Here is a 22446-nt window from a genome sequence, read left to right on the forward strand (position 1 = left end):
ACTCGCGGAGACCCCGCGAGTCGACGAAGGAGCCGCCGTTGAACACGAACGATCTCCGCGCGTTGTCGGAGCGGCACAGCGCCCACAACTACCATCCGTTGCCGGTCGTCATCGCCGAGGCCGAAGGCGCCTGGGTCACCGACGTCGAGGGCCGGCGGTACCTCGACATGCTCGCCGCCTACTCGGCGGTCAACTTCGGGCACCGCCATCCGCGCCTCGTCGAGGCGGCCCGGCGTCAGCTGGAGCGGGTCACGCTGGTCAGCCGGGCCTTCGACCACGACCAGTTCGGGCCGTTCGTCGCCGAGCTGGCCGAACTGGCGGGCAAGGACATGGTCCTGCCGATGAACAGCGGCGCCGAGGCCGTGGAGACCGCGCTCAAGACCGCCCGCAAATGGGGGTACGAGGTCAAGGGCGTGCCGGCCGAGCAGGCGAACATCGTCACCTTCGAGGGCAACTTCCACGGGCGGACGACCACGATCGTCAGCTTCTCCACCGACCCGGACGCGCGTAACTCCTACGGCCCCTTCACCCCGGGCTTCCGCACCGTGCCGTACGGCGACGTGGCGGCCCTGCGCGCGGCCGTGGACGAGGACACGGTCGGCGTGCTGATCGAGCCGATCCAGGGCGAGGCGGGCGTCAACGTGCCGCCGAGCGGGTTCCTGACCGCCGTGCGCGAGATCTGCACCGGCGCCGGCGCGCTGATGCTCGCCGACGAGATCCAGTCGGGGCTGGGCCGTACCGGCACGACGTTCGCGGTCGAGCACGAGAACGTCGTCCCGGACGTCTACATCCTGGGCAAGGCGCTCGGCGGCGGCATCATGCCGATCTCCGCGGTGGTGGCCGACCAGGAGATCCTCGGGGTGTTCAAGCCGGGCCAGCACGGCTCGACGTTCGGCGGCAACCCGCTCGCCTGCGCGATCGCGCGCGAGGTCATCGCGATGCTGCGGACCGGGGAGTTCCAGGAGCGGTCCCGTACGCTCGGCGCCCACATGCACGAGCGGCTCGGCGCGCTGCCGTCCGAGCTGGTCCACGAGGTACGGGGACGCGGGCTGTGGGCCGGCGTCGAGCTCAACGGCAAGGCCCGGCCGGTCAGCGAGCGGCTCATGGAACGCGGGGTGCTCGCCAAGGAGACCCACGAGACGACGCTCCGGCTCGCGCCGCCGCTCGTGGTGGACGAGGCCGACCTCGACTGGGCGCTCGATCGGCTCACGGAGGCTCTCGCCGAGAGCTGAGGCTTGTTCACAAGGCCTGGACCGCAGGCGGTCCAGGCCTTCGTCATGTACGCATACATGGGCTTATAACTCGATTGCGGCGAACTGTCCGGAGGCATATAGTCCACATGGATTATTGAGAGTCGACTAGAGGACCCCATGTCCCGACCACTGACGCCTTTGGGCCTCACGGTGCTCCGCCTGCTCGCCGACGAGCAGATGCACCCGTACGAGATGCAGCAGCGCATCCGCGAGCGTGCCATCGACCACGTCGTCAAGGTCGCCCACGGGTCGCTGTACCACACGGTCGCGCGGCTCGCCGAGCAGGGACTGATCGAACCGGTGGAGACCAGCCGGGAGGGCCGGCGCCCGGAGCGCACGGTCTACGCGATCACCGAGGCGGGCCGCGACGAGGCGCGTGCGCGGCTACGGGAGTTCATTATGCGCCCGGTCCAGGAGTACCCGAGCTTCGGCATGGCGCTGGCCTTCGTCTCGATGCTGCCCCCCGCGGAGGCCGCGACGCTGCTCGACCGGCGCACCGTCGACCTGGAGGCGAAGCTGGCCGCCCATGACACCGTCGTGGAGAGCCTGATCAAGCAGGGACATTCCCGCGTATCGGTCCTCGAGGTGGAGTTCCTGAACTCCCGCCTGCGCGCGGAGTTGGACTTCGTCCGTGCCCTGAGCGAGGACATCAAGAACCGCCGGATCGACTGGCGGCCGCCGAACGGCGGAGACGGGGAGAAACAATGAGAAAGTGGCACGGCAACCCGTGGGCGGTCCTGCTCACGCTCAGCCTTGGCTTCTTCATGACACTGCTGGACCTGACCATCGTCAACATCGCGATGCCCAGCATGATCGACCAACTGAACGCGTCGCTCGACGAGATCCTGTGGGTGGTCAACGCCTACGTGCTCATCCTCGCCGTGCTGCTCATCACCGCCGGACGGCTCGGTGACGTGCGGGGGCAGCGCAACATGTTCATCTTCGGCGTCGCGGTCTTCACGGTCGCGAGCCTGCTCTGCGGGATCTCCCAGAACCCCGCCGAGCTGATCGCCGCCCGCTGCGTCCAGGGCCTGGGCGCGGCCATGCTGATGCCGCAGACGATGGCGATCATCATCGCGACCTTCCCATCGGAGCGGCGCGGTGCCGCACTCGGCATCTGGGGCGCGGTCGCGGGGGTGGCCACGATCGCCGGGCCGACGCTCGGCGGCTTCCTGGTGACCAAGTTCGACTGGCGATGGATCTTCTTCATCAATCTGCCCATCGGTGTCGTCGTGCTGTTCGCGTCCTTCGTGCTGATCCCCTCGGTGCGGCAGGAGCGCCGGCACCGCATGGACCTCGGCGGCGTGCTCATCGCCACGGTCGCGCTGTTCTGCCTGGCGTTCGCGCTGACGGAGGGCCAGCGCTACCACTGGAACGCCTGGATCTGGGCGCTCGGCGCGGCGTCGATCGTGTTCCTGGTCATCTTCCTGCTGCAGCAGCGGACCCAGCAGGGCAACGAGCCCCTCGTGCCCTTCCGGCTGTTCCGCGACCGCAACTACACGATCCTCAACTTCGTCGCCGCCGCGGTCTCGGTCGGCATGGTCGGCATGTTCCTGCCCCTGACGATCTACCTGCAGTCGGTGCTCGGCTACAGCGCTCTGAAGTCCGGCGTGGTCATGGCCCCGATGTCGGTGATCTCCATGTTCATCGCCCCGGTGGCCGGGCGGCTGTCGGACCGGATGGGCGGCAAGTACATCCTCATGGTCGGCCTGACCCTGTACGCCCTCGGCATGGCGTGGATCGTGCTCCTCGCCGAACCGACGACGAGCTGGGCCGCGTTCCAGCCCTGCCTCATCGTCTCCGGCATCGGCGTCGGGTGCGTGTTCGCGCCGATGGCCACCGAGGCGATGCGGGGCATCGAGCCGCGCATGGCCGGGGCCGCCTCCGGTGTCTACAACACGATCCGCCAGATCGGCTCGGTGGTCGGCAGCGCGGCGATGGGCGCGATCCTGCAGAACCAGCTGGCGACCTCGCTCCAGCACGAGGCGACCGCGCGGGCCGGTCAGGTGCCGGTAGAGGCTCGCGCACAGTTCCTCGCGGGCTTCAAGCACGCCGCCACGGGCGGCATGGAGGTCGGGGCCGGGCAGACCGGCGCGTCGCAGAACGTGCCGCAGGGGGTGCCCAAGGAGGTCGCCGCGCAGATCGGCAAGGTGGCCAAGGCCGTGTTCGACCATGGCTTCGTCTCGGCGATGAAGCCCACCATGGCCCTGCCCATCGTGGTCGTGCTGGTGTCCGCCGCATCGTGCCTGGTGCTCCGGCGCCACGTGCGCGCCGGCGAGCCGCAGCGCGCGGAACCGGTCGAGGCCCCCGCCTGATCAGCGTGGACGGACTCGGTGGTAGTCCCCGTCGTAGTACAGCAGGGGGCTGCCGCCGGGGTCCGGCCGGCCGACGCCCAGCACCTCGCCGACCATGATGCTGTGGTCGCCGCCGTCGTGGACCGCGTGGGTACGGCACTCGATCGCGGCGATGGCGCTCCGCAGGATCGGGGCGCCGGTGTGGGGGCCGGGGTGCGAGGACCAGCCGTCGAGCTGGCCCTTGAGCTCGCGCCCGCGCGTGGCGAACCACCGCGAGGCGTCCTCGCCCTCCTCGCCCAGCACCGAGACCGCCCAGACACCGGCGGCGATGACCGCGTCGTGGAAGCGCGCCGCCTTCTCGGGGCAGAACAGCACGAGGACCGGATCGAGCGACACGGAGGTGAAGGCGTTCACCGTCATCGCGTGGGCGACACCGTCGACGACCGTGGTCACCACCGTGATGCCGGTGGCGAAGCGCCCGGCCACGCGCCGGTACTCCTCGGGATCGACTCCCGCGGACCTCGGCATGGACGCGCGTCTCCTCACACGGTTTCGGAGCGGCCCACGACGGGCCTCCCTCGGATGTTACCGGCCGGTCGCTAGCGCGCGCCGGGCGGGCGCGGAGCTCCGGTGAGCATCCACGGACGGGCCGACCGGGTCCAGACGATCGCGATCAGGGCGGCGACCGCGCCCCCGAACATGTAGACGTACCCGGCGGCCGTGCCGGTGACGACGAGGTCGCCCTCGGGCCGGCGGGCGGACAGCACGACCAGGACGATCAGCCACGGCACCGCCGGCATGACGGCGCCGAGCCGGCTCGCCATCGCCCAGCCGGCGGCGCGGAAGACGGCGAGGTTCACCAGCGACAGCACGATCGCCGCGACCGGTACGCCGGCCACCTCCCAGGAGAACTGGAACGACTCGACCACTCCCAGCACGACGCCCAGCACGGCGAGCACGCCGTAGGCGAGCCCGGTCACGAAGGCCGGCTCCGGCGTGGGCTCGGATGGGGGGTACGGACCCGTCGTCTGTTCCACGACCGGTCAGGCTACCGGGTGCACCAGACCGGCCTCACGCCCGTCCTCTCCGGGAATGCCGGGTTCGCCGGCGAGGAGCGTGTAGTACTCGGCGTCGAGCAGCGGGACACCGATGTTGTTGGAGAGCGCGTAGTAGGGCGGGGCCACCGTGATCTGAGTGGCGTGCCAGCGCATCGCGGCCACCTTCGCGTGAAGGTGCGGCCCGGCCTGGATCCGGGTCGTGACCTGGTCGTCGGGCACCCCGAAGCCGAACTCCTCCACCGAGCCGACCCGGTCGAACGGGCCACGGCCCACCTCGGCCTCCAGCGCCGAGATCGGGATCGCGGTGGCGTAGAACCGCGACGGCGCCCACGCCTCGCCCTCGCCGTAGGAGGGGTCGGCGGACCGTTCGAAGGCGCGCCAGGCCACCCGGTGGGCCTGGATGTGGTCGGGATGGCCGTAGAAGCCGTTGGCGTCGTAGGTCACGATGACCTGCGGCCGTACCTCGCGGACGATGCGGACCAGCGCGTCGGTGGCCTCGTCCAGGTCGGCGCGCCAGAAGCAGCGGGGATCGTCGTTGGCCGGGTCGCCCATCATCCCGGAGTCGCGCCAGCGGCCTGCGCCGCCGAGGAACCGGTGGTCGGTGACGCCGAGCGCGGAGCACGCCCGGGCCAGCTCGCCCACGCGGTACTCCCCCAGCGCGTCACCGGACAGGTGACGCAGGTCCTCGGGGATCACCTCGCCCTCCTCGCCACGGGTGCACGTCACGAGGCAGACGTGGGCGCCCTCGGCGGCGTACTTGGCCATCGTGGCGCCGGTCTCGATCGACTCGTCGTCCGGGTGCGCGTGCACCAGCAGGATGCGGGGTTCGGCCATGGACGAAACGGTATCCGGTGGCTCCGTGTCAGGTCGTCTGTGCGGCCGGCTGGGTCGCCTTGCCGCCTCCGCCGTCGCCGGTGCCGGGCGCCGAGGTGTCACCGCCACCGCCGGTGCCGCCGGTCGGCTCGCCGGTGTCGCCGTCGCCGGGGTCGGTCGTGTCGCCGCCGCCGGGCTCGGTCGTGCCGCTGGAGGCGGTCGGATGCGAGGTCGTGGGCTCGGGCCCGCCGCTGTCCGTCGGGGCCGGACCGCTGTAGGTCGGACGACCGGTCGGGCCGGTCGGCACCTCCGGCTCCGAGGAGGTCGCCGGCGCGCTGGAGGGCGCGGGCGTCGGCCCACCGCCGCCGCCGGACGGGTGGTCGCCGCCGCGGGAGGCCGCCCACACGACCAGGGCGATCACACAGACCGCGATCAGCAGGCCCGCGACCATCGCCACCGCCGCGCGCGGGGAGAGCGGCCCCCGCGCACCGGTGCCCGTGGCGGGCCTGGTGGCGCCGGCGGCCCGCGTCGGCTCCGTCGGCGGGATCGCGTCCGCGACCGCCGTGCCGGCGAACGCCGCGCCCTGGCCCAGGATCGCCGTCTCGGCGTCGCCGGAGCCCCCCGGGGATGGGGTGAGGCCCTCCTCGCCGAGCAGGCGCATCAGCAGCGCCTGGGTCTGCGGGCGCTGCGCCGGATCCTTGGCGAGGCAGTCGGTGACGATGCCGCGCAGCGGCTCCTCCATCGAGCCGAGGTCCGGCGGCTCGTTGAGGATCCGGTGGATCACCGCCATCACGGTGTCCTGGCCGAACGGCGCGTGCCCGGTCGCGGCGTAGGCCATCGTCGAGGCCCAGGAGAACAGGTCGGCGGCCGGGGTGATCTCCTGGCCGAGCAGCTGCTCGGGCGCCATGTAGGCGGGCGTGCCGATGGCGGAGTTGGTCATGGTGGCGGCCGCGTCGAGCGCCCGCGCGATGCCGAAGTCGATCACTCGTGGCCCGTCGGGCGCGATGAGGACGTTCTGCGGCTTGAAGTCGCGGTGGACGATGCCCGCCTGGTGGATGGCGACGAGCGCGGTCACCGTGCCGATGGCCAGCCGTTCCAGGTCCGCGCCCGAACGCGGGGAGTCGGAGGAGACGAGCTGGTACAGCGACGGGCCGGGGACGTACTCGCTGACGATGTAAGGCCGGTCGCCGTCGACGTCGGCGTCGAGCACCTGCGCGGTGCAGAACCGCGCCACCCGCTTGACCGCGTCGAGCTCGCGCAGGAACCGCGTGCGCGCGACGTCATCCTGGGCGAGGTCGGCGCGGAGCAGCTTGACGGCCACCTGCTCGCCCGAGGCGGACCGGCCCAGGTAGACGACCCCCTGGCCGCCCTCGCCCAGGCGCGCGGTGATGGTGTACGAGCCGAGCCGCTCCGGGTCACCCGGCTTGAGTGGACGGCCGTCCGGCATCAACGCTCCTGTAGGGGAAGTCTGCGGGGTGACTGTCTGCGGGTGACTACCGTAGCCGTTCGCCCGGGGCCACGGCCGTCTTCGCGACGCTTGTGTCCGGCTGGCAGGATCGAAGGCATGACCATCAGCTTCCCACGACAGAGCGCTCGAACCCGGCGATTCACTCTCGGTGCTCCGCGCGGCTTCCTCGTGTCGTCCGACGGCGCCCGCGTCGTCTTTCTGCGTTCCCGGCACGGCACCGATCCGGTCACGTGCCTGTGGACGGTCGACGTCGGTGACGACGCGACCGGCGAGGAGCGTCTCATCGTGGACCCGCGCGTCCTCGACCTGCCCGGCGAGGAGGATCTGCCGGCCGAGGAGCGCGCCCGCCGGGAGCGCGCCCGCGAGCAGGCCGGCGGCATCACCTCCTACGCGGCCGACCGCGAGCTGACCATCGCCGCCTTCGCCCTGAGCGGGCGGCTCTTCGTCACCGACCTCGACAAGGACGTGCGGCCGCTCGACGCCGCCTCTCCGGTCTTCGACCCGCGTCCCGACCCGACCGGCCGCCGCGTCGCGTACGTCTCCGGGCGCGCCCTGCGGGTCATCGACGTGTCCTCCGGCACCGACCGCGCGCTCGCCGAGCCAGAGGACGACCAGGTCTCCTACGGGCTGGCGGAGTTCGTCGCGGCCGAGGAGATGCAGCGCATGCGCGGCTTCTGGTGGTCGCCGGACGGCGAGTCCGTGCTCGCGGCGCGCGTCGACGAGTCCCCCGTGCAGCGGTGGCACATCGCCGACCCGGCCAACCCCGGCCGTCCGCCGGTGGAGGTCGCCTATCCCGCCGCGGGCACGCCCAACGCGGACGTCTCGCTGGTCGTGCTCGGCCTCGACGGCCGCCGGCAGCCGGTCGCGTGGGACCGCGAGACCTACCCCTACCTCGCCGCGGCGAGCTGGGACTCCGGCGGCATCCTGCTCGTCGTGCAGACCCGCGACCAGAAGGTCATGCGGGTCCTGTCCGCCGACCCGGCCACCGGCGAGACCACGCTCGTGCGGGAGGACACCGACCCGGTCTGGATCGACATCGTGCCCGGCGTGCCGGCCCGTACCGCGAGCGGCGACCTGGTCTGGGTCGCCGAGGACGACACGACCCGCCGGCTGCTCGTCGCCGGCGAGCCGGTCACCCCGGGTGGCCTGCAGGTACGGTCCGTGCTGAACGTGGACGGCGACACCGTGGTGTTCACCGCCTCCGACGAGCCCACCGAGATCCACGTGTGGGTCTACGACGGCAGCGGCCTCACCCGGCTGAGCAGCGGGAGCGGTGTGTTCGGCGGCCGGCGCAGGGGCGGCACCACCGTGATCACCGGAGGCCGGCTCGACGGGTTCGGCGTCGAGACGACCGTCCAGCGGGCCGGCAGGACGCTCGGTCACATCGCCTCCCACACCGAGACGCCCGCGATCGAGGTGAACGTCAACCTGATCCGTGCGGGAGAGCGCGAGCTGCGCACCGCCGTGCTGCTGCCCTCCGGCTACTCCGGCGACGAGCCGCTGCCGGTGATCATGGCCCCGTACGGCGGTCCGCACGCCCAGCGGGTGCTCGCCACACGGCGCGCCTTCACCGAGTCGCAGTGGCTCGCCGACCAGGGCTTCGCCGTCGTGATCGCCGACGGCCGCGGCAGCCCCGCCCGCGGGCCCCAGTGGGAGCGGGCGATCCACCGCGACCTGGTCGAGCCGGTGCTGGAGGACCAGGTGACGGCCCTGCACGCGGCCGCCGAGCGCTTCCCTCTCGACCTGTCACGCGTGGGGATCCGCGGCTGGTCGTTCGGCGGGTACCTCGCCGCGCTCGCGGTGCTGCACCGCCCCGACGTCTTCCACGCCGCGGTGGCGGGCGCGCCGGTCACCGACTGGACCCTGTACGACACCCACTACACCGAGCGCTACCTCGGCGACCCGAACGAAGACCCGGGGCCGTACGAACGGGGCAGCCTGATCGCGGCGGTGTCGGCCGAAGAGGGCCCGCGGACGATGCGCCCGCTGCTGATCATCCACGGCCTGGCGGACGACAACGTGGTGGTGGCGCACACGCTGCGATTCTCCTCGGCGCTGCTCGCCGCGGGCCTGCCGCACAGCGTGCTGCCGCTGTCGGGCGTCACCCACATGACCCCGCAGGAGGTCGTCGCGGAGAACCTCTTGCTCTTGCAGGTGGAGTTCCTCAAGAACGCGCTGTAGACCTGGAAGCGGGCGGGACGGGCCGGCCGTCCCGCACCGCGCCCTCATGGGCTCCGGACAGGAGTGGGCCAGAGTGCCGAACGAGCAGGGGCCGCCGCCGTGCCCGCGCTGCGGTCATCGCGTCGCGCGGCTGGTGTACGGCCGGGTGCGCCGGTCCGCGGAGCTCCAGCGGGCTCTCGACGCCGGCGAGGTCGTCCTCGCCGGATGCGTCGTCGGGGTCCACCGGTGGGCCTGTACGGGGTGCGGGGCGCGCTACGCCGACGCCCCCGAACCGGGCCAGGACCGGCCGGACGGCTCGACCGCCTGAGCGGCCGCGACCCACGGACGCCCCGGGCGGGCCGAACCGTCGGTCGAGAGTCCTAGGATGCCCGGCATGACACAGGAGTTCCGGATCGTCGTGGTCTGCACCGCGAACATCTGCCGGTCGCCGATGGCGGAGGCGATGATCCGGCACGCGCTGCGCGCGGGCGGGCCGGACGCCGCCGGTGTCGTCGTCGAGAGCGCCGGGGTGTACGGGCACGAGGGCAGCCCGATCGCGCCCGGCTCGGCGTCGGCGCTCCGCGCGCTGGGCATCGAAGACGACGGCCACCGCGGCCGGCGGCTGACGACCGCCATCGTCGGCGCCGCCGACCTCGTGCTCACCATGGAGGAGGGCCACCGCGACGCGATCCTCGCCGGCACCCCCGAGGCGGGCGACCGCACCTTCACACTGCGGGAGTTCGCCCGGCTGGTCGGCGGCCAGGCGCCGCCCTCCGGAACCGGAGCCGCCGCCCGGGCCCGCGCGCTGGTGGCGACCGCCGGCTCACGGCGTACGCGGCTGCCCTGGCCCGGCGTGGACGACGTTCCGGACCCGTACGGCGGGCCGAGCGAGGGCTACCACGCGTGCGCGGCCCTCATCCTGGGCGAGGTCGGCACGCTGCTGCGTCCGCTCCTCGGCACCTGACGCCCGGCGAGCGAGAGCCGGGAAACGTCCGCCCCTTCTCTGCGCGCGCCCGCGCGGCGAAGATGCCGTCATGGATGCGATCGCGCGCCCGATGAGATGTCTTCGCCGGTGGCTCGCCGTGGCGCCGCCCGCCGTCCTGTCGCTGTGCCTGGCCGGGTGCGCGGGCGGTTCCGCGCCCGCGCCGGACGGCACCGCGCCGTCCGGCCGCACCGCACCGCCCCCGGCCACTCCCAGAGCCCTCGGCCCGGAGGGGCGGGCCGGGTGCACGCCGCCCTCTCCGATCCGAACCGTCGCACCGCCGCAGGGCACCGGGCCGGGCGACCCGGAGGTCCAGGGCACCGGCCACGGCGCCCGGTTGTGGGGCCTGATCATGGTGCCGCTCCGATCACCGCTGATCCGTTCGGGCGACCGCGTGAAGATCGTCTGGAGGATGACCGGCACGGGTGGCCTGCGCCTGTCGGCGGTGGGCCCCGACGGCCGGACCCGGCGCCTCGACTGGGGCCCCGAGGCGCACGGCGGCAGCAGCTACCGGCGTCCGGGCGACGAGTGGGGCGCCGGCTACCGGTTCGACCGGCCCGGCTGCTGGGATCTCCACGCCGTCCGTGGTGCCGCGACCGCCGACGTCTGGATCAAGGTCGCCGCGATCAACTCGTCGCGGTCGTCCGTGAGGTGACGCGGGCAGGCCGGCACGCTCAGCCCTGCCAGGATTCGATCACGTCCCGCGGGGTCCACAGGACGTCGACCGATCGCTCATCGACGTCCGGGCCGAGGCCGCTGAGGGAGGCGATGAGCAGGCCGGTCGACGCGGGGTCGTACCCGGGGATCCGCGCGACCGCGCGGCGCGCCGCGGCCAGGTCGTGACGGTCGAAGCCGCTCGCGAGCCACTTGATCGAACCCGCGAAGAAGATCCTGCCCGCGACCGGCGCTCGATCGGCACCGACCAGGTCGACCTCCGGGTCGAACCGGCGGTTCCACCAGCCGCCGACCGCCGAGACATCCGGCCAGGGCAGCCTCTCCGACAGGGCGGCGAGCTCGATGGACTGGCGGATCATCGGCTCGACGGCACGGCCGCGCCACGCCGTCCAACGCCGTTCGACCAGCCGGAACCCCGCTTCCGGACGGCCCCGCCGGGCCTGCTCGTGCGCGGCGCGCAGCACGCCCAGGTACAGCCGCAGGTTGCTGTCGGCGACCCGGTACAACGCCGGCTTGCCGGGCTTGGCCGACAGCGGCTCGTCAACGGCCAGGACCTGTTTCTCCTCCGTCAACCGGCGCAGCAGCGGCGACAGCGTCCCGGACGGCAGCGCTCCCCCGCGGCTGCCCGCGGTGGCGGCGATGTTGGCGTGCGTACGATCGCCGGCCCCGACCGCCTCCAACACACGTCGTGAGACGTCCGGATTGGGGAACTCGGCCATCAGCGCCGCCTCCGGCACACCGAAGACCGCGGCAGCGGGGTCGGCGGCCTCCTGGCGCAGGAACTCCAACGCGGGCATCCCGTGCGGCCAGGTCCGTACGATGCCCGGCAGACCGCCCGACACCAGATGTGCGTCGATCGCGTCGGGCGCTTCGAGCCCGAGGGCCCGCGCCACGTCGGCGGGGTTCAGGGGGCCGAGCACCAGGTTGTCGGCTCGCCCGAAGAACGGCCGGTCGTAGGCGGTCAGGCGTTCCATCATGTGCAGGTCGCTGCCGAGCAGCAACAGCAGCACCGGCTTGGTGGACAGCAGGCGGTCCCACGCCGTCTGCAACGCCCCGTCGAACCGGCCGTCCTGCTCCGCGAGCCAGGGCAACTCGTCAAGGACGACGACGCACGGCCGCGGCGGAAGTACGGAGGCCAGCACCCGGAAGGCGGCGGGCCAGTCGGCCCCGTCCAGCTCTGGGACGAGCTCGGGATCCACCGGCAGCGCCGATTCGCGCAGATCGTCCAGGAAGGAGGCCACTGCTTCGATCGGCGAAGCTCCCTTCGTCGCGACCGAGAAGACGTAGGGCACACTCGCGAGGTCACAGAACTCCTGCACGAGCCGGGACTTGCCGACCTGCCGCCGCCCGCGGATCGTCAACGCGACTCCGGTCCCCGAAGCCGCCACTCGCTCAAGCCTCTTGCCGAGCACGGACAGCTCGGCCTTCCGGCCGATGAACCTGGTCATTCGCCGCCCCTGGTTACTATGTAGATCACTCCTACGTAGGACCAATCTACATAGCGACGCAGGGGCACGGCCCAAGGCGGCGGCTCAATGCCGTCCGGGCGCGGCCGGTGTCGTCAGCGTGCCTCCCTGCGGCTCTCGACGGGCGCGCCATGCCAGGACTCCCACAACGCGGCGTAGGAGCCTCGCGCCGCGATGAGCTCGTCGTGGCCGCCGAGCTCGGTGATCCGGCCGTCCTCGACCACGGCCACCCGGTCGGCGTCGTGCGCGGTGTGCAGCCGGTGCGCGATCGCGACGACCGTACGGCCCGCCAGCACCGCCGACAGCGTGCGTTCGAGGTGGCGCGCCGCCCGCGGGTCGAGCAGCGAGGTGGCCTCGTCCAGCACCAGCGTGTGCGGGTCGGCGAGCACGAGCCGGGCCAGCGCGAGCTGCTGGGCCTGCGCGGGCGACAGCGCCAGGCCGCCCGTGCCGACCTGGGTGTCCAGGCCCTCCGGCAGCTCGGCGACCCAGTCCGCCTCGACCGCGGCAAGGGCCGCGGACGCCTCCTCCGCGGACGCCTCCGGCCGGGCCATCAGCAGGTTGTCGCGCACCGTGCCCTTGAACACGTGGTGCTCCTGGGTGACGAGCGCGACGTGCCCGCGCAGGTCCTCCAGTGGCAGGTCCGCCAGCGGCACCCCGCCGACCTTGAGCGTGCCGGTGCGCGGTCGCAGGATGCCGGCGATCAGCCGGCCCAGCGTGGACTTGCCCGCGCCGCTGGGGCCGACCATGGCGAGCCGCTCCCCCGGCCGCAACCGCAGGTCCACGCCGTGCAGCACGTCATGGCCCTCGCGGTAGGCGTAGCGGACATCGTTCAGCACGATGCGCTCACCGGCGGGGCGCGCCGTGGTCGGCGTGCGGTCGGCGCGGGCCTCGGACACCCCCAGCAGCCGGGCCAGCGACGCCCCGCCGACCTGAAGCTCGTCGATCCACGACAGCAGCCGGTCGAGCGGGTCGATGAGCTGCTGGACGTACAGCGTCGCCGCGGTCACCTGCGCCAGCGAGGCGAGCCCCCAGATGTAGAGCAGGCCACCGACCAGCAGGGTCGCCACCACGGGAAGGACGTAACCGACCTCGACCATCGGGAACCACACCGTGCGCAGCCCCAGCGTGTAGCGCTCGGCCTTCCACGCTCCGGCGATGTCGGCGTTCGTCCGCGCGACCCGGCGGTCCTGCAGGCGCAGCGCCTCGACCGTACGAGCGCCCTCCACCGTCTCGGTCAGCCCGGCGGTGACCGAGCCCCACGCGGCGTTCTCCCACAGGTAGCCGTCCCGCGCCCGCGCGAGGTACCACTTCGTGCCGCCCCACAGCAGCGGCACGCCGACCAGGCACGGCAGCGCGGTCAGCGGCCCGACGAGCACGAGCGCCCCGATCGCGAACGCGCCGGTCACGATCGCGATCAGCGTCTCCGGGACCGCGTGCCGCACGCTGCGCGACAGCACGTCGACGTCGCGGGACGTCCGGGTGATCAGGTCGCCGGTGCCGGCCCGCTCGACCGTCGACAGCGGGAGCGCCAGGACCCGGTCGACGAACTCCTCGCGCAGCCGGGCGAGGACCTTTTCCCCCAGCCGCGCCGAGACGTACACGGCGTACCTCATCAGCACGCCCTGGGCGACGACGAACACCGCGATGGTGAGCGCGATCCGGTCGACCGTCCAGTGGGAGGTGCCGTGGCGCACGTCCTCGACCAGATCCCCGAGCAGCCGGGGCGCGACCAGGCCGGAGACGGCGGCGAGCCCGTGCAGGCCGAGCGCGAGCGCGAGCTGCCGCGGGTAGGCGACGGTCAGCCGCCGGGCGTACGCGCGCACCTGCGCCGGTGTCGCGACGGGCAGGATCCGGTCGTGCGCCGGAATCCGCGGCGGCCCGTCGGCGAGCAAGTCGTCGGTCATGAGCCCTCCTTCGTCGGAGAGCGTGACCACAGCGCCGCGTCTTCGACTCCCTCGCTCCGCTCGGTCATGAGCCCTCCTTCGTCGGAGAGCGTGACCACGGGGACGCGTCTTCTGATTCCCTCGCTCCGCTCGGTCATGGCTCCTCCTCTCTGGTGACGGTCGCGGCGTAGCGGGGGACGGTGGCGAGCAGTTCGCGGTGCGAGCCCGTCGCGGTGACCCGGCCCGCGTCGACGAACGCCACCTCGTCGGCCCGGTCGAGGACGAGCGGGCTGGTGGTGCACACGACGGTGGTGCGGCCGGCGCGGAGGTCGGCGAGCCGGCCCGCGATGCGCGCCTCGGTGTGGGCGTCCACCGCCGAGGTCGGCTCGACCAGGACCAGCACCTCGGGGTCGGCGGCGAGCGCGCGGGCGAGCCTGAGGCGCTGGTGCTGCCCTCCGGAGAACTCGCGCCCGCCCTCGGCGATCTCATCGTCGAGACCCGATGGCAGCTCATCGACGATGTCGGTCGCGCAGGCCGCGTGCAGGGCCTCGCTCAGGTGCCGGTCGGAGCGTCCGCCGATCTCCTCCCGCAGCGGCCCGGAGAACAGCCGGGCGCCGGGGTCGGCGACCAGCACCGCTCCCCGCATCGCGGCCAGCGTCAGCTCGCGCACGGGCGTGCCGCCCCAGGTCACCTCCGCGTCGGTGAACCGGCCGAGCCGGTCGGCGATGGCCTGCGCGTCCTCCGGCGCGGTCGCGGCGATCGCGGTGAGCCGGCCCGGCCGCACGGTGAGACCGGAGGCCTGGTCGACCAGGTCGCCGGCCGTCTCGGTGCGGGTGCCCTCGTCCGGCAGCTCGGGTTCGGTGTTCAGGATCCGGACCACCCGGCGCGCCGCGACGTGCGCCTTGGTGATCTTGTCGGCCGCCTCGGTGAGGGTCCGCATCGGCTCGACCAGGAAGACCGAGTAGCCGTAGAAGGACACGAGCTGGCCGATGGTGATCTGGCCGGCCAGCGCGAACCGGGCGCCGATCCAGGTGACCAGCGCGACCAGCAGCCCGGGAAGCAGCACCTGGGCGCCCTCCAGGAGGGAGTCGCTGCGCGCGACCCGCACTCCTGCGGCGCGAACCGCCTGCGACTCCTCGCGGTAGCGCCCGGCGAACACCTGCTCACCGCCGATGCCGCGCAGCACGCGCAGCCCGGAGACGATGTCGCTGGACCGGGTGGCCAGCTCGCCCTGCAGGTCGCGCTGGTGTCGCTGGCTGCGGTGCAGCGGCCGCAGGATCGGCGCGACGACCGCGGCCATGAGCGGCACGCCGATCAGCACGACCAGTCCCAGCGGCAGCGAGGTGACGAGCAGGATCGCGCCGACCAGGGCGATCGCGACGACCGCGCCGGTGCCGCGCGCCGTGATGTCCATGGCGTTGCCGATGTGGGAGACGTCGGCGATGCCGACGCTGACGACCTCACCGGTCGCCAGGCGTTTGGGCAGGGTCGCGCCCAGCCGCGCGGCGTGGCCGGTCGTCACCTGGACGGTGCGGAAGGCCGCGCCGAGCCAGTTGGTGACCGCGAACCGGTGGCGCATGATCCCGGCCACCGCCTGCACCGCGCCGAGCGCGAGCAGCACGCCCGACCACAGGAGCAGCGCGTCGGTGTTCTTCGCCGTCACCCCCGTGTCGATGGCGCGGCCGATGGTGGCCGGCATGAGCGCCTGGGTGCCCATCCACACGACGCCCCACACGGCCCCGCCCACGACCGTGGCGGCCTGGACGCGCGCGATCCACAGCAGGTAACGCGCCGGCGAGCGGCGATCGGGCGTGCCGGGATCGGGCACGGGAAAGGAGCGCATACGAAATCCCCGAACCGGGAGGCAGTGGACCTCCCGACGTTACCCATGCGCTGTGATCAGCCGCGAACCCTTTTTCAGCGCCCTCGCGGATAGGGACTGTCCCTATCCGCGAGGGCTCTCAGGCGCGAGCCGACTCGGCGGCGAAGTGGCACGCGGTCGGGTGGCCCGAACGGCCGGCGCGGACCTCCAGCGCCGGTTCCTCGCTCGCGCAGATCTCCTCGGCCTTCCAGCAGCGGGTGCGGAACCGGCAGCCGGACGGGGGGTCCGTCGGGCTGGGCACGTCGCCCTCGAGCACGATCTGCCCGGTCCGCTTCGTCGGGTCGGGCACCGGGACCGCCGACAGCAGCGCCTGCGTGTACGGGTGCGTGGGGTGGTCGTAGATCTGTTCCTCGTCGCCGATCTCGACGATCTTCCCCAGGTACATCACCGCGACACGGTCGGAGATGTGCCGGACGACGGCGAGGTCGTGGGCGATGAAGACGTACGACAGCCCGAACTCCCGCTGCAGGTCGGCGAGGAGGTTCATGACCTGGGCCTGCACCGACACGTCGAGCGCGGACACCGGCTCGTCGCAGATGATGACGTCGGGCCGCAGTGCGAGGGCGCGGGCGATGCCGATGCGCTGCCGCTGCCCGCCGGAGAACTGGTGCGGGTAGCGGTTCACGTGGTCCGGGTCGAGGCCGACGATCTCCAGCAGCTCGCGCACGCGGCGGCCGCGGCCACCTTCGGGGTCGCCGTGGACGGCGAAGGGCTCGCCGACGATGTCGCCCACGGTCATCCGCGGGTTGAGCGAGGTGTAGGGGTCCTGCATGACGAGCTGCATGCGGCGCCGCAGCCGGCGCAGCTCCGCCTTGGACAGGGAGAAGACGTCGCGGTCCTCGAAGTACACGCTGCCGGAGGTCGGCCGCTCGGCGCCCATGAGCAGCTTGGCCAGCGTGCTCTTGCCGCAGCCGGACTCACCGACCAGGCCGAGCGTCTCACCCTTGCGGAGTTCGAACGAGACGCCGTCGACCGCCTTGACCTGCCCGACCTCGTGCTGGAACAGCACTCCCCTGGTCAGCGGGAAGTGCTTGGTGACGTTCCGCACGGAGAGGATCTCATCGGCCACCGGAGACCTCCTCGGCGTAGTGGCAGGCGCTCCGGTGGGGTGAGGGTGTCCCGGACCGGGCTCCGGACCGGCCCAGGGCACCCTCACCGGCCTGGGAGGGACCCTCGAAAAGACGGAGTTCGGGGATCTCGGTCGAACAACGGTCCCTCGCGCGGGGGCAGCGGGGGTGGAACGGGCAGCCCGAGGGAATGGCCGCCAGGTTCGGCGGCGCGCCCTTGATCGGTGTCAGCGCGCGGTCGCGTACGTCGATGCGCGGCACCGACGCGAGCAGTCCCTCGGCGTACGGGTGCGCGGGCCGGGCGTACAGGTCCTCGACGTCGGCCTCCTCCACGACGCGGCCGGCGTACATCAGCGCGATGCGGTCCGCCACGTCGGCCACCACGCCCAGGTCGTGGGTGATGAGGATGAGCCCCATCCGCATCTCTTTCTGCAGCTCCGCTAGCAGCTTCATGATCTGCGCCTGGACGGTGACGTCGAGCGCCGTGGTGGGCTCGTCGGCGATCAGCACGTCCGGCTCGAGGGCCAGCGCCATGGCGATCATCACGCGCTGCCGCATGCCGCCGGAGAACTGGTGCGGGAAGTCGTTCACGCGCGAGGCCGCGGACGGGATCCGCACGTGGTCCATCAGCTCGACCGCCCGCTTGCGCGCCTCGCCGCGCGAGGTCTTCCGGTGCACGATGAGCATCTCGGCGATCTGGTCGCCCACCCGGTGCACCGGGTTCAGCGCCGACAGCGCGTCCTGGAAGATCATCGAGATCTTCGCGCCGCGGTAGTCGCGGCGTTTCTTCTCCGGCATGCCGAGCAGCTCGGTGCCGCGGAACCGCACCGAGCCCTTCGTGACGTGCGCGGGCGGTGAGTCGAGGATGCCCATCACGGCCTGGGCGCCCACACTCTTGCCCGACCCGGACTCCCCCAGGATGGCGAGCGTCTCGCCCTCCTCCAGCGTGTAGGACAGGCCGTTGACCGCCTGCACGGACCGCCCTCGGGAGCGGAACTCCACGTGCAGGTCCTCGACCGCCAGCAGCGGGCCGGTGCTCACTTCTTCGTCGCTCATCGCAGCTTCGGGTCCAGTGCGTCGCGTACGGCGTCGCCGAGCAGCAGGAAGCTCAGCACCGTCGCGGTCAGGAATACGGCCGGGTAGATCAGCAGGTAGGGGTAGTCGGTGAAGATCTCCTGCGCCTGGCTGAGCTGCAGCCCCCACGAGACCGTGGGGTACTGCAGGCCGACGCCCAGGTAGTCGAGCGTGGCCTCGTACCCGATGACCACGCCGACGTTGAGCATCGCGTAGACGAACACGGGCGCGATGGCGTTCGGCAGGATGTGGCGCAGCATGATCCGTATGTCGCCGGCGCCGATCATGCGCGCGGCCTGCACGTAGTCGGCGTCGCGCACCGACAGCACCTGGCCGCGCATCAGCCGCGTCATCGTCGGCCACCACAGCAGGCCGAGCACCAGCGACTCGGTCATCATCCCGTGCGAGGGGAACGCGGTCAGGATGACGAGCGCGCCGAGGATCAGCGGCAGGCCGAAGAAGATATCGGTGACACGCGACAGGAACGCGTCGAGCAGGCGTCCGTAGTAGCCGGAGATCGAGCCGAGCACGATCGCCAGGGTGAGCGCGATCGCGGTCACCAGGAATCCGACCACGATCGGCGCGCGGGTGCCGTGCACCATCTGGGCCCAGTAGTCGCAGCCGTGGCTGTCGGTGCCGAACGGGTGGTCCCCGGCCGCGAACGGGTTCCACGACGCCGGCCGCTGTTTCGCGTGCCGCACGTCACAGCCGTCGTTCGGCCCGAGACCGGTGAACAGGGACGGGAAGGCCGCGATCAGGCCCATCAGCAGCAGGATCACCGCGGAGACCCAGAACGTCACGCGGCGGCACAGGTCGCGCCAGGCGTCGCTCCACAGCGACGCGGCTCCGCCCTCGATCGCCGACCCGGTCTGCGCCGCCGCCGCGGCCTCAGTGACTTCAGTCATGGCGAATCCTGGGGTCGAGCACGCCGTAGAGGAAGTCGACGACGAGATTGGCCAGCAGGTAGATGAGCACCAGGAACGTGCAGATGCCCACGACGGTCGGGCCGTCCTTGATCTGGATGGCCAGGAAGATCTGCTGGCCGATGCCCGGCAGGTTGAAGATGCCCTCGATGATGATCGCGCCGGCCATCAGGTTGCCGAGGTCGACGCCCAGGTAGGTGACGACCGGGATCAGGGAGTTGCGCAGCGTGTGCCGCACGAGCACCCGCCGGCGGCTCAGGCCCTTGGCGACCGCGGTGCGCACGTAGTCCGAGCGTCCGTTCTCCACCAGGCTCGTCCGGGTCAGCCGGGCGATGTAGGCGAGGCTGAGCGAGCCGAGCAGGATGCCGGGCAGCAGATAGCTGTACGGCCAGCCGTCGTCGGTCCCCGCGGTCGGGAACCAGCCCAGCTTGAGGCCGAATATCAGCTGCGCGGAGTAGGCGAGCACGAAGCTGGGGATGGCGATGACCAGGGTGGTGCCGCTCAGCACGAGCGTGTCGACCACACCGCCCTTGCGCAGGCCCGCCCAGACGCCCAGCGCGATCCCGACGACCAGCTCGAAGATCCACGCCGTGATGGCGAGCTGCACGGTCACCGTCCAGCCCGCCGTCAGGACGTCGCCGACGGGCTGGCCGTTGAGCGTCTGGCCGAAGTCACCGTGAACCAGGCCCCACAGGTACTTGCCGTACTGGACGATCAGTGGATCGTCCAGGTGGTAGTGGTGCCGCAGGGTCTGGTACACCGCCGGTGGCATCGGCTTGTCGCCGCCCAGGACCCGGATCGGGTCACCGGGCAGCGCGAACACCGCCAGGTAGATCAGGAGCGTCGTCCCGATCAGGACCGGCACCATCTGCAGAAGGCGCCGTACAACGTAACGCCACACGCTATTTGACCGTCACCTGGTCGAGGTGGACGAGCGGGTAGACGTACGGGTCGGAGTGGATGTCGCCGACGTGGCTGGAGGCGCCGAGCTGGTCCTGCCAGTTCCACAGCGGGGTGATCGGCATGTCCTTCAGCACCATGTCCTCGGCCTGCTGGTAGTACTGCTGGCCTTCCTCGGGCGTCTTGGCCGCGTTGCCCTTCATGATGAGGGCCTCGCACGCGTCGCCGTTGTAGCCGCTGCGGGTGGGCTTGGCGCAACGCGGCGTGAGGTAGTCCTCGGGGCTCGGGTAGTCCATCGTCCAGTTGCTGCGGTACGGACCGGCCGCCTTGTGGTCGCTCAGCTTCGTCAGGTAGTCCGACACCTGGACCTTGTCGAACTTGATGTCGGTGATGCCGAGGTTCTGCTTGAGCTGGTTGGCGACGTCGGTCATCCACTGCTCGTACGTCGCGTCGGCGTTGGAGAACACCAGGTGCAGCGTGCCCTTGTAGCCGCCCGCCTTGTCGAACAGCTGCTTGGCCTGCTGCGGGTTGTAGGTGCAGGCCGTGCCGCAGGCGTTCGCGCGGTAGCCCGGCACGATCGGCGCCAGCAGCGACGCCATCGGCTTGAACGTCCCGTTGTAGACGGCGTTCACGATCGCCTGGCGGTCGATCGCCATCGAGATCGCCTTACGCAGGTCGGGGTTCTTGAACGCGGGGTCGTACAGCGGGAACTCGAGGAAGTCCATGGTGCCGCTGGGCACGGTGATGAGCCGGTCGCCGAGCAGCCGCTTGGCCTCGGGGGCCTTCGCCGCGGGGATCTGGTTGTCGAAGTCGACCTTGCCGGCCCGCAGGTCGGTGTAGGCGGCGTCGCGGCCGGCGTACTCCTTGAAGGTGACGCCCTCGGACTTGGCCGGGCGCGGCCCCTTGTAGCCGGGGAACTTCTTGACCTTGATCTGCTTGTTGTGCTCCCAGGAGCCGTCCATCATGAACGGCCCGTTGCCGATCGGCTTCTGCTCGTACGCCTTGAGGTCGGTGAAGGCGGCCTTGGGCATGGGCGCCGTGCCGATGAACGACAGCACGTACGGGAACTGGCTGAAGGGCTGGGAGAGCGTCACCTGCAGGGTCTGCGGGTCGACGGCCTTGAGGCCCTTCATCTTGTCGACCTTCGGCTTGCCCTTGTCGGGGTTCAGGTCGGCGTAGCCGTCGATGCTGCCGAGGTAGTAGCCGTTGCCCCAGGCGTTCGAGGAGTTCGCGGTGGCGTTCCAGGCGTCGATGTAGCTCTGGGCGGTGACCGGCTCACCGTTGTGGAAGGTCAGGCCCGGCTTGATCTTGATCGTCCAGACCTTCTGGTCGGACGTGTTGATCGACGCGGCCTCTTCCGGCACCGGCTTGCCGTTGGGATCGAGCGTCATCAACGTGTCGAAGAGGGCACTGTCGACGGTAAGGCCCTGCGCGTCGTTGGTGTTGCCGGGGGTGAGATGCTCCGGCTCGGTGATCGCGTAGGTGAAGACCTTCGACTTGTTCCCAGAACCGCCACCGCCGCCGCACGCCGACGCCGCCATCGCGACGGCGACGATGCCGACGAGCATCCCCTTGACCTTCATCAAGCCTCCATAAGCCACGCAGGTGGGAGCTACCTTGGCCGAGTACGGTCAGGAGGCGGTAGATCTTTGCCGAAACCGTGTCGAGATCGAAATATTCCTACCGCCACCTGCGGCGCCATGGAGTGAGCGCCATTGTCCTCCCGGAGCCCGGGAGTAGTCCACGGCTCGGGAGGAAGGGGGGACGTACCTTCCTCCCGGGCCGTGAAGTCAGGAGGCCTTCCGCGTGGCCTTGAGCAGGTCGGCGTTGAGGCGGGAGATGGTCTCGAACGGAATGCCCTTGGGGCAGACCGCGGTGCACTCACCGGTGTTCGTGCAGCCGCCGAAGCCCTCGGCGTCCATCTGGGCGACCATCGCGGTGACCCGGCCGTACCGCTCGGGCTGGCCCTGCGGCAGCAGGCCGAGGTGGGTGATCTTCGCGGCGGTGAACAGCATCGCCGACGCGTTCGGGCAGGCGGCGACGCAGGCGCCGCAGCCGATGCAGGTCGCGGCGTCGAACGCGTCGTGCGCGTCGGCCTGCGGCACCGGGATGGACGCCGCCTCCGGCGCCGACCCGGTCGGGGCGCTGACGTACCCGCCGGCCTGGATGATGCGGTCGAACGCCGAGCGGTCCACGACCAGGTCCTTGATGACCGGGAACGCCGCCGCGCGCCACGGTTCGATCGTGATGACGTCGCCGTCCTTGAAGTGCCGCATGTGCAGCTGGCAGGTCGTGGTGGCCTGCTGCGGGCCGTGCGGGGTGCCGTCGATGACGAGCGAGCACATGCCGCAGATGCCCTCGCGGCAGTCGTGGTCGAACGCGACCGGTTCCTCGCCCTGAAGGATCAGCTTCTCGTTGAGCACGTCGAGCATCTCGAGGAACGACATGTCCGGCGAGACGCCGTCCAGCTCGTACGGGACCATCCGCCCCGCGTCATCGGCGTTCTTCTGCCGCCAGACCTTGAGTGTCAGCTTCATGCCCATGGGTC

At 71.6% G+C, this 22446-nt stretch carries 21 protein-coding genes; 7 read left to right on the forward strand and 14 right to left on the reverse strand.

Features of this window, described 5'->3' with window-relative positions; genetic code table 11:
* The first annotated feature begins 38 nt into the window (after positions 1-38).
* The 3 genes from rocD (at position 39) to OG417_RS43085 (ending at position 3568) form a co-directional block, all read left to right on the forward strand.
* Positions 39-1232 (forward strand): ornithine--oxo-acid transaminase, encoded by a 1194-nt coding sequence (gene rocD, locus OG417_RS43075; RefSeq protein ID WP_329241885.1) that lies wholly within the window; start codon positions 39-41, stop codon positions 1230-1232.
* A gap of 138 nt (positions 1233-1370) precedes the next feature.
* Complete coding sequence (locus OG417_RS43080; RefSeq protein WP_329241888.1) at positions 1371-1961, forward strand: PadR family transcriptional regulator; 591 nt, start codon at positions 1371-1373, stop codon at positions 1959-1961.
* Entirely contained in the window at positions 1958-3568 is a 1611-nt protein-coding gene (locus OG417_RS43085) for an MFS transporter (protein WP_329241891.1), read from the forward strand. The genes OG417_RS43080 and OG417_RS43085 overlap by 4 nt, the downstream gene beginning before the upstream one ends.
* Here the strand turns inward: OG417_RS43085 and OG417_RS43090 are convergent, their stop codons facing one another.
* The 4 genes from OG417_RS43090 to OG417_RS43105 all read right to left on the reverse strand — a co-directional run bounded on the left by OG417_RS43090 (position 3569) and on the right by OG417_RS43105 (position 6865).
* A complete protein-coding gene (locus OG417_RS43090; protein ID WP_329241894.1) occupies positions 3569-4075 on the reverse strand; it encodes a flavin reductase family protein in 507 nt (168 codons plus the stop codon).
* A 71-nt stretch (positions 4076-4146) separates the two neighbouring features.
* Positions 4147-4584 carry a DUF6113 family protein gene (locus tag OG417_RS43095; RefSeq protein WP_329241897.1) on the reverse strand — a complete coding sequence of 146 codons (438 nt, stop codon included), beginning with the start codon at positions 4582-4584 and terminating at the stop codon, positions 4147-4149.
* A 6-nt stretch (positions 4585-4590) separates the two neighbouring features.
* Positions 4591-5439: an N-acetyl-1-D-myo-inositol-2-amino-2-deoxy-alpha-D-glucopyranoside deacetylase gene (mshB, locus tag OG417_RS43100; RefSeq protein ID WP_329241902.1), complete on the reverse strand. Its 849-nt coding sequence runs from the start codon at positions 5437-5439 to the stop codon at positions 4591-4593.
* A 28-nt stretch (positions 5440-5467) separates the two neighbouring features.
* A complete protein-coding gene (locus OG417_RS43105) occupies positions 5468-6865 on the reverse strand; it encodes a serine/threonine-protein kinase (RefSeq protein ID WP_329241904.1) in 1398 nt (465 codons plus the stop codon).
* Positions 6866-6982: 117 nt separating this feature from the next.
* On the opposite strand from OG417_RS43105, the gene OG417_RS43110 reads away from it, so the two are divergent.
* The 4 genes from OG417_RS43110 (at position 6983) to OG417_RS43125 (ending at position 10683) form a co-directional block, all read left to right on the forward strand.
* Complete coding sequence (locus tag OG417_RS43110; protein ID WP_329241907.1) at positions 6983-9067, forward strand: S9 family peptidase; 2085 nt, start codon at positions 6983-6985, stop codon at positions 9065-9067.
* Between the two features lie 73 nt (positions 9068-9140).
* Positions 9141-9374 carry a hypothetical protein gene (locus OG417_RS43115; protein WP_329241910.1) on the forward strand — a complete coding sequence of 78 codons (234 nt, stop codon included), beginning with the start codon at positions 9141-9143 and terminating at the stop codon, positions 9372-9374.
* A gap of 66 nt (positions 9375-9440) precedes the next feature.
* Positions 9441-10010 carry an arsenate reductase/protein-tyrosine-phosphatase family protein gene (locus tag OG417_RS43120; protein WP_329241913.1) on the forward strand — a complete coding sequence of 190 codons (570 nt, stop codon included), beginning with the start codon at positions 9441-9443 and terminating at the stop codon, positions 10008-10010.
* A 70-nt stretch (positions 10011-10080) separates the two neighbouring features.
* Complete coding sequence (locus OG417_RS43125) at positions 10081-10683, forward strand: hypothetical protein (RefSeq protein WP_329241917.1); 603 nt, start codon at positions 10081-10083, stop codon at positions 10681-10683.
* Between the two features lie 19 nt (positions 10684-10702).
* Here the strand turns inward: OG417_RS43125 and OG417_RS43130 are convergent, their stop codons facing one another.
* The 10 genes from OG417_RS43130 to OG417_RS43175 all read right to left on the reverse strand — a co-directional run bounded on the left by OG417_RS43130 (position 10703) and on the right by OG417_RS43175 (position 22435).
* Entirely contained in the window at positions 10703-12151 is a 1449-nt protein-coding gene (locus OG417_RS43130; protein WP_329241921.1) for an ATP-binding protein, read from the reverse strand.
* Between the two features lie 113 nt (positions 12152-12264).
* A complete protein-coding gene (locus OG417_RS43135; protein ID WP_329241924.1) occupies positions 12265-14073 on the reverse strand; it encodes an ABC transporter ATP-binding protein in 1809 nt (602 codons plus the stop codon).
* On the reverse strand, positions 14070-14210 hold the full coding sequence (locus tag OG417_RS43140) for a hypothetical protein (RefSeq protein WP_329241927.1): 141 nt from the start codon (positions 14208-14210) through the stop codon (positions 14070-14072). The genes OG417_RS43135 and OG417_RS43140 overlap by 4 nt, the downstream gene beginning before the upstream one ends.
* Positions 14207-15895: an ABC transporter ATP-binding protein gene (locus tag OG417_RS43145; protein ID WP_329241930.1), complete on the reverse strand. Its 1689-nt coding sequence runs from the start codon at positions 15893-15895 to the stop codon at positions 14207-14209. The genes OG417_RS43140 and OG417_RS43145 overlap by 4 nt, the downstream gene beginning before the upstream one ends.
* 118 nt (positions 15896-16013) lie before the next feature.
* On the reverse strand, positions 16014-17003 hold the full coding sequence (locus OG417_RS43150) for an ABC transporter ATP-binding protein (RefSeq protein WP_329241933.1): 990 nt from the start codon (positions 17001-17003) through the stop codon (positions 16014-16016).
* The gene (locus OG417_RS43155) at positions 16993-18057 is read right to left on the reverse strand and encodes an ABC transporter ATP-binding protein (protein WP_329241936.1); all 1065 of its coding nucleotides are present in this window, start codon (positions 18055-18057) and stop codon (positions 16993-16995) included. Before OG417_RS43155 ends, OG417_RS43150 begins: the two co-directional genes overlap by 11 nt.
* On the reverse strand, positions 18054-18980 hold the full coding sequence (locus OG417_RS43160) for an ABC transporter permease (RefSeq protein WP_329241938.1): 927 nt from the start codon (positions 18978-18980) through the stop codon (positions 18054-18056). The genes OG417_RS43155 and OG417_RS43160 overlap by 4 nt, the downstream gene beginning before the upstream one ends.
* Positions 18973-19899, reverse strand: coding sequence for an ABC transporter permease (locus OG417_RS43165; RefSeq protein ID WP_329241941.1), 927 nt, complete (start codon positions 19897-19899; stop codon positions 18973-18975). The genes OG417_RS43160 and OG417_RS43165 overlap by 8 nt, the downstream gene beginning before the upstream one ends.
* Before the next feature lies 1 nt (position 19900).
* Positions 19901-21481: a peptide ABC transporter substrate-binding protein gene (locus OG417_RS43170; RefSeq protein WP_329241943.1), complete on the reverse strand. Its 1581-nt coding sequence runs from the start codon at positions 21479-21481 to the stop codon at positions 19901-19903.
* A 207-nt stretch (positions 21482-21688) separates the two neighbouring features.
* Entirely contained in the window at positions 21689-22435 is a 747-nt protein-coding gene (locus OG417_RS43175) for a succinate dehydrogenase/fumarate reductase iron-sulfur subunit (protein WP_329263005.1), read from the reverse strand.
* Positions 22436-22446: the final 11 nt, after the last annotated feature.

The sequence above is a fragment of the Actinoallomurus sp. NBC_01490 genome, assembly GCF_036227085.1.
Classification (GTDB): domain Bacteria; phylum Actinomycetota; class Actinomycetes; order Streptosporangiales; family Streptosporangiaceae; genus Actinoallomurus; species Actinoallomurus oryzae.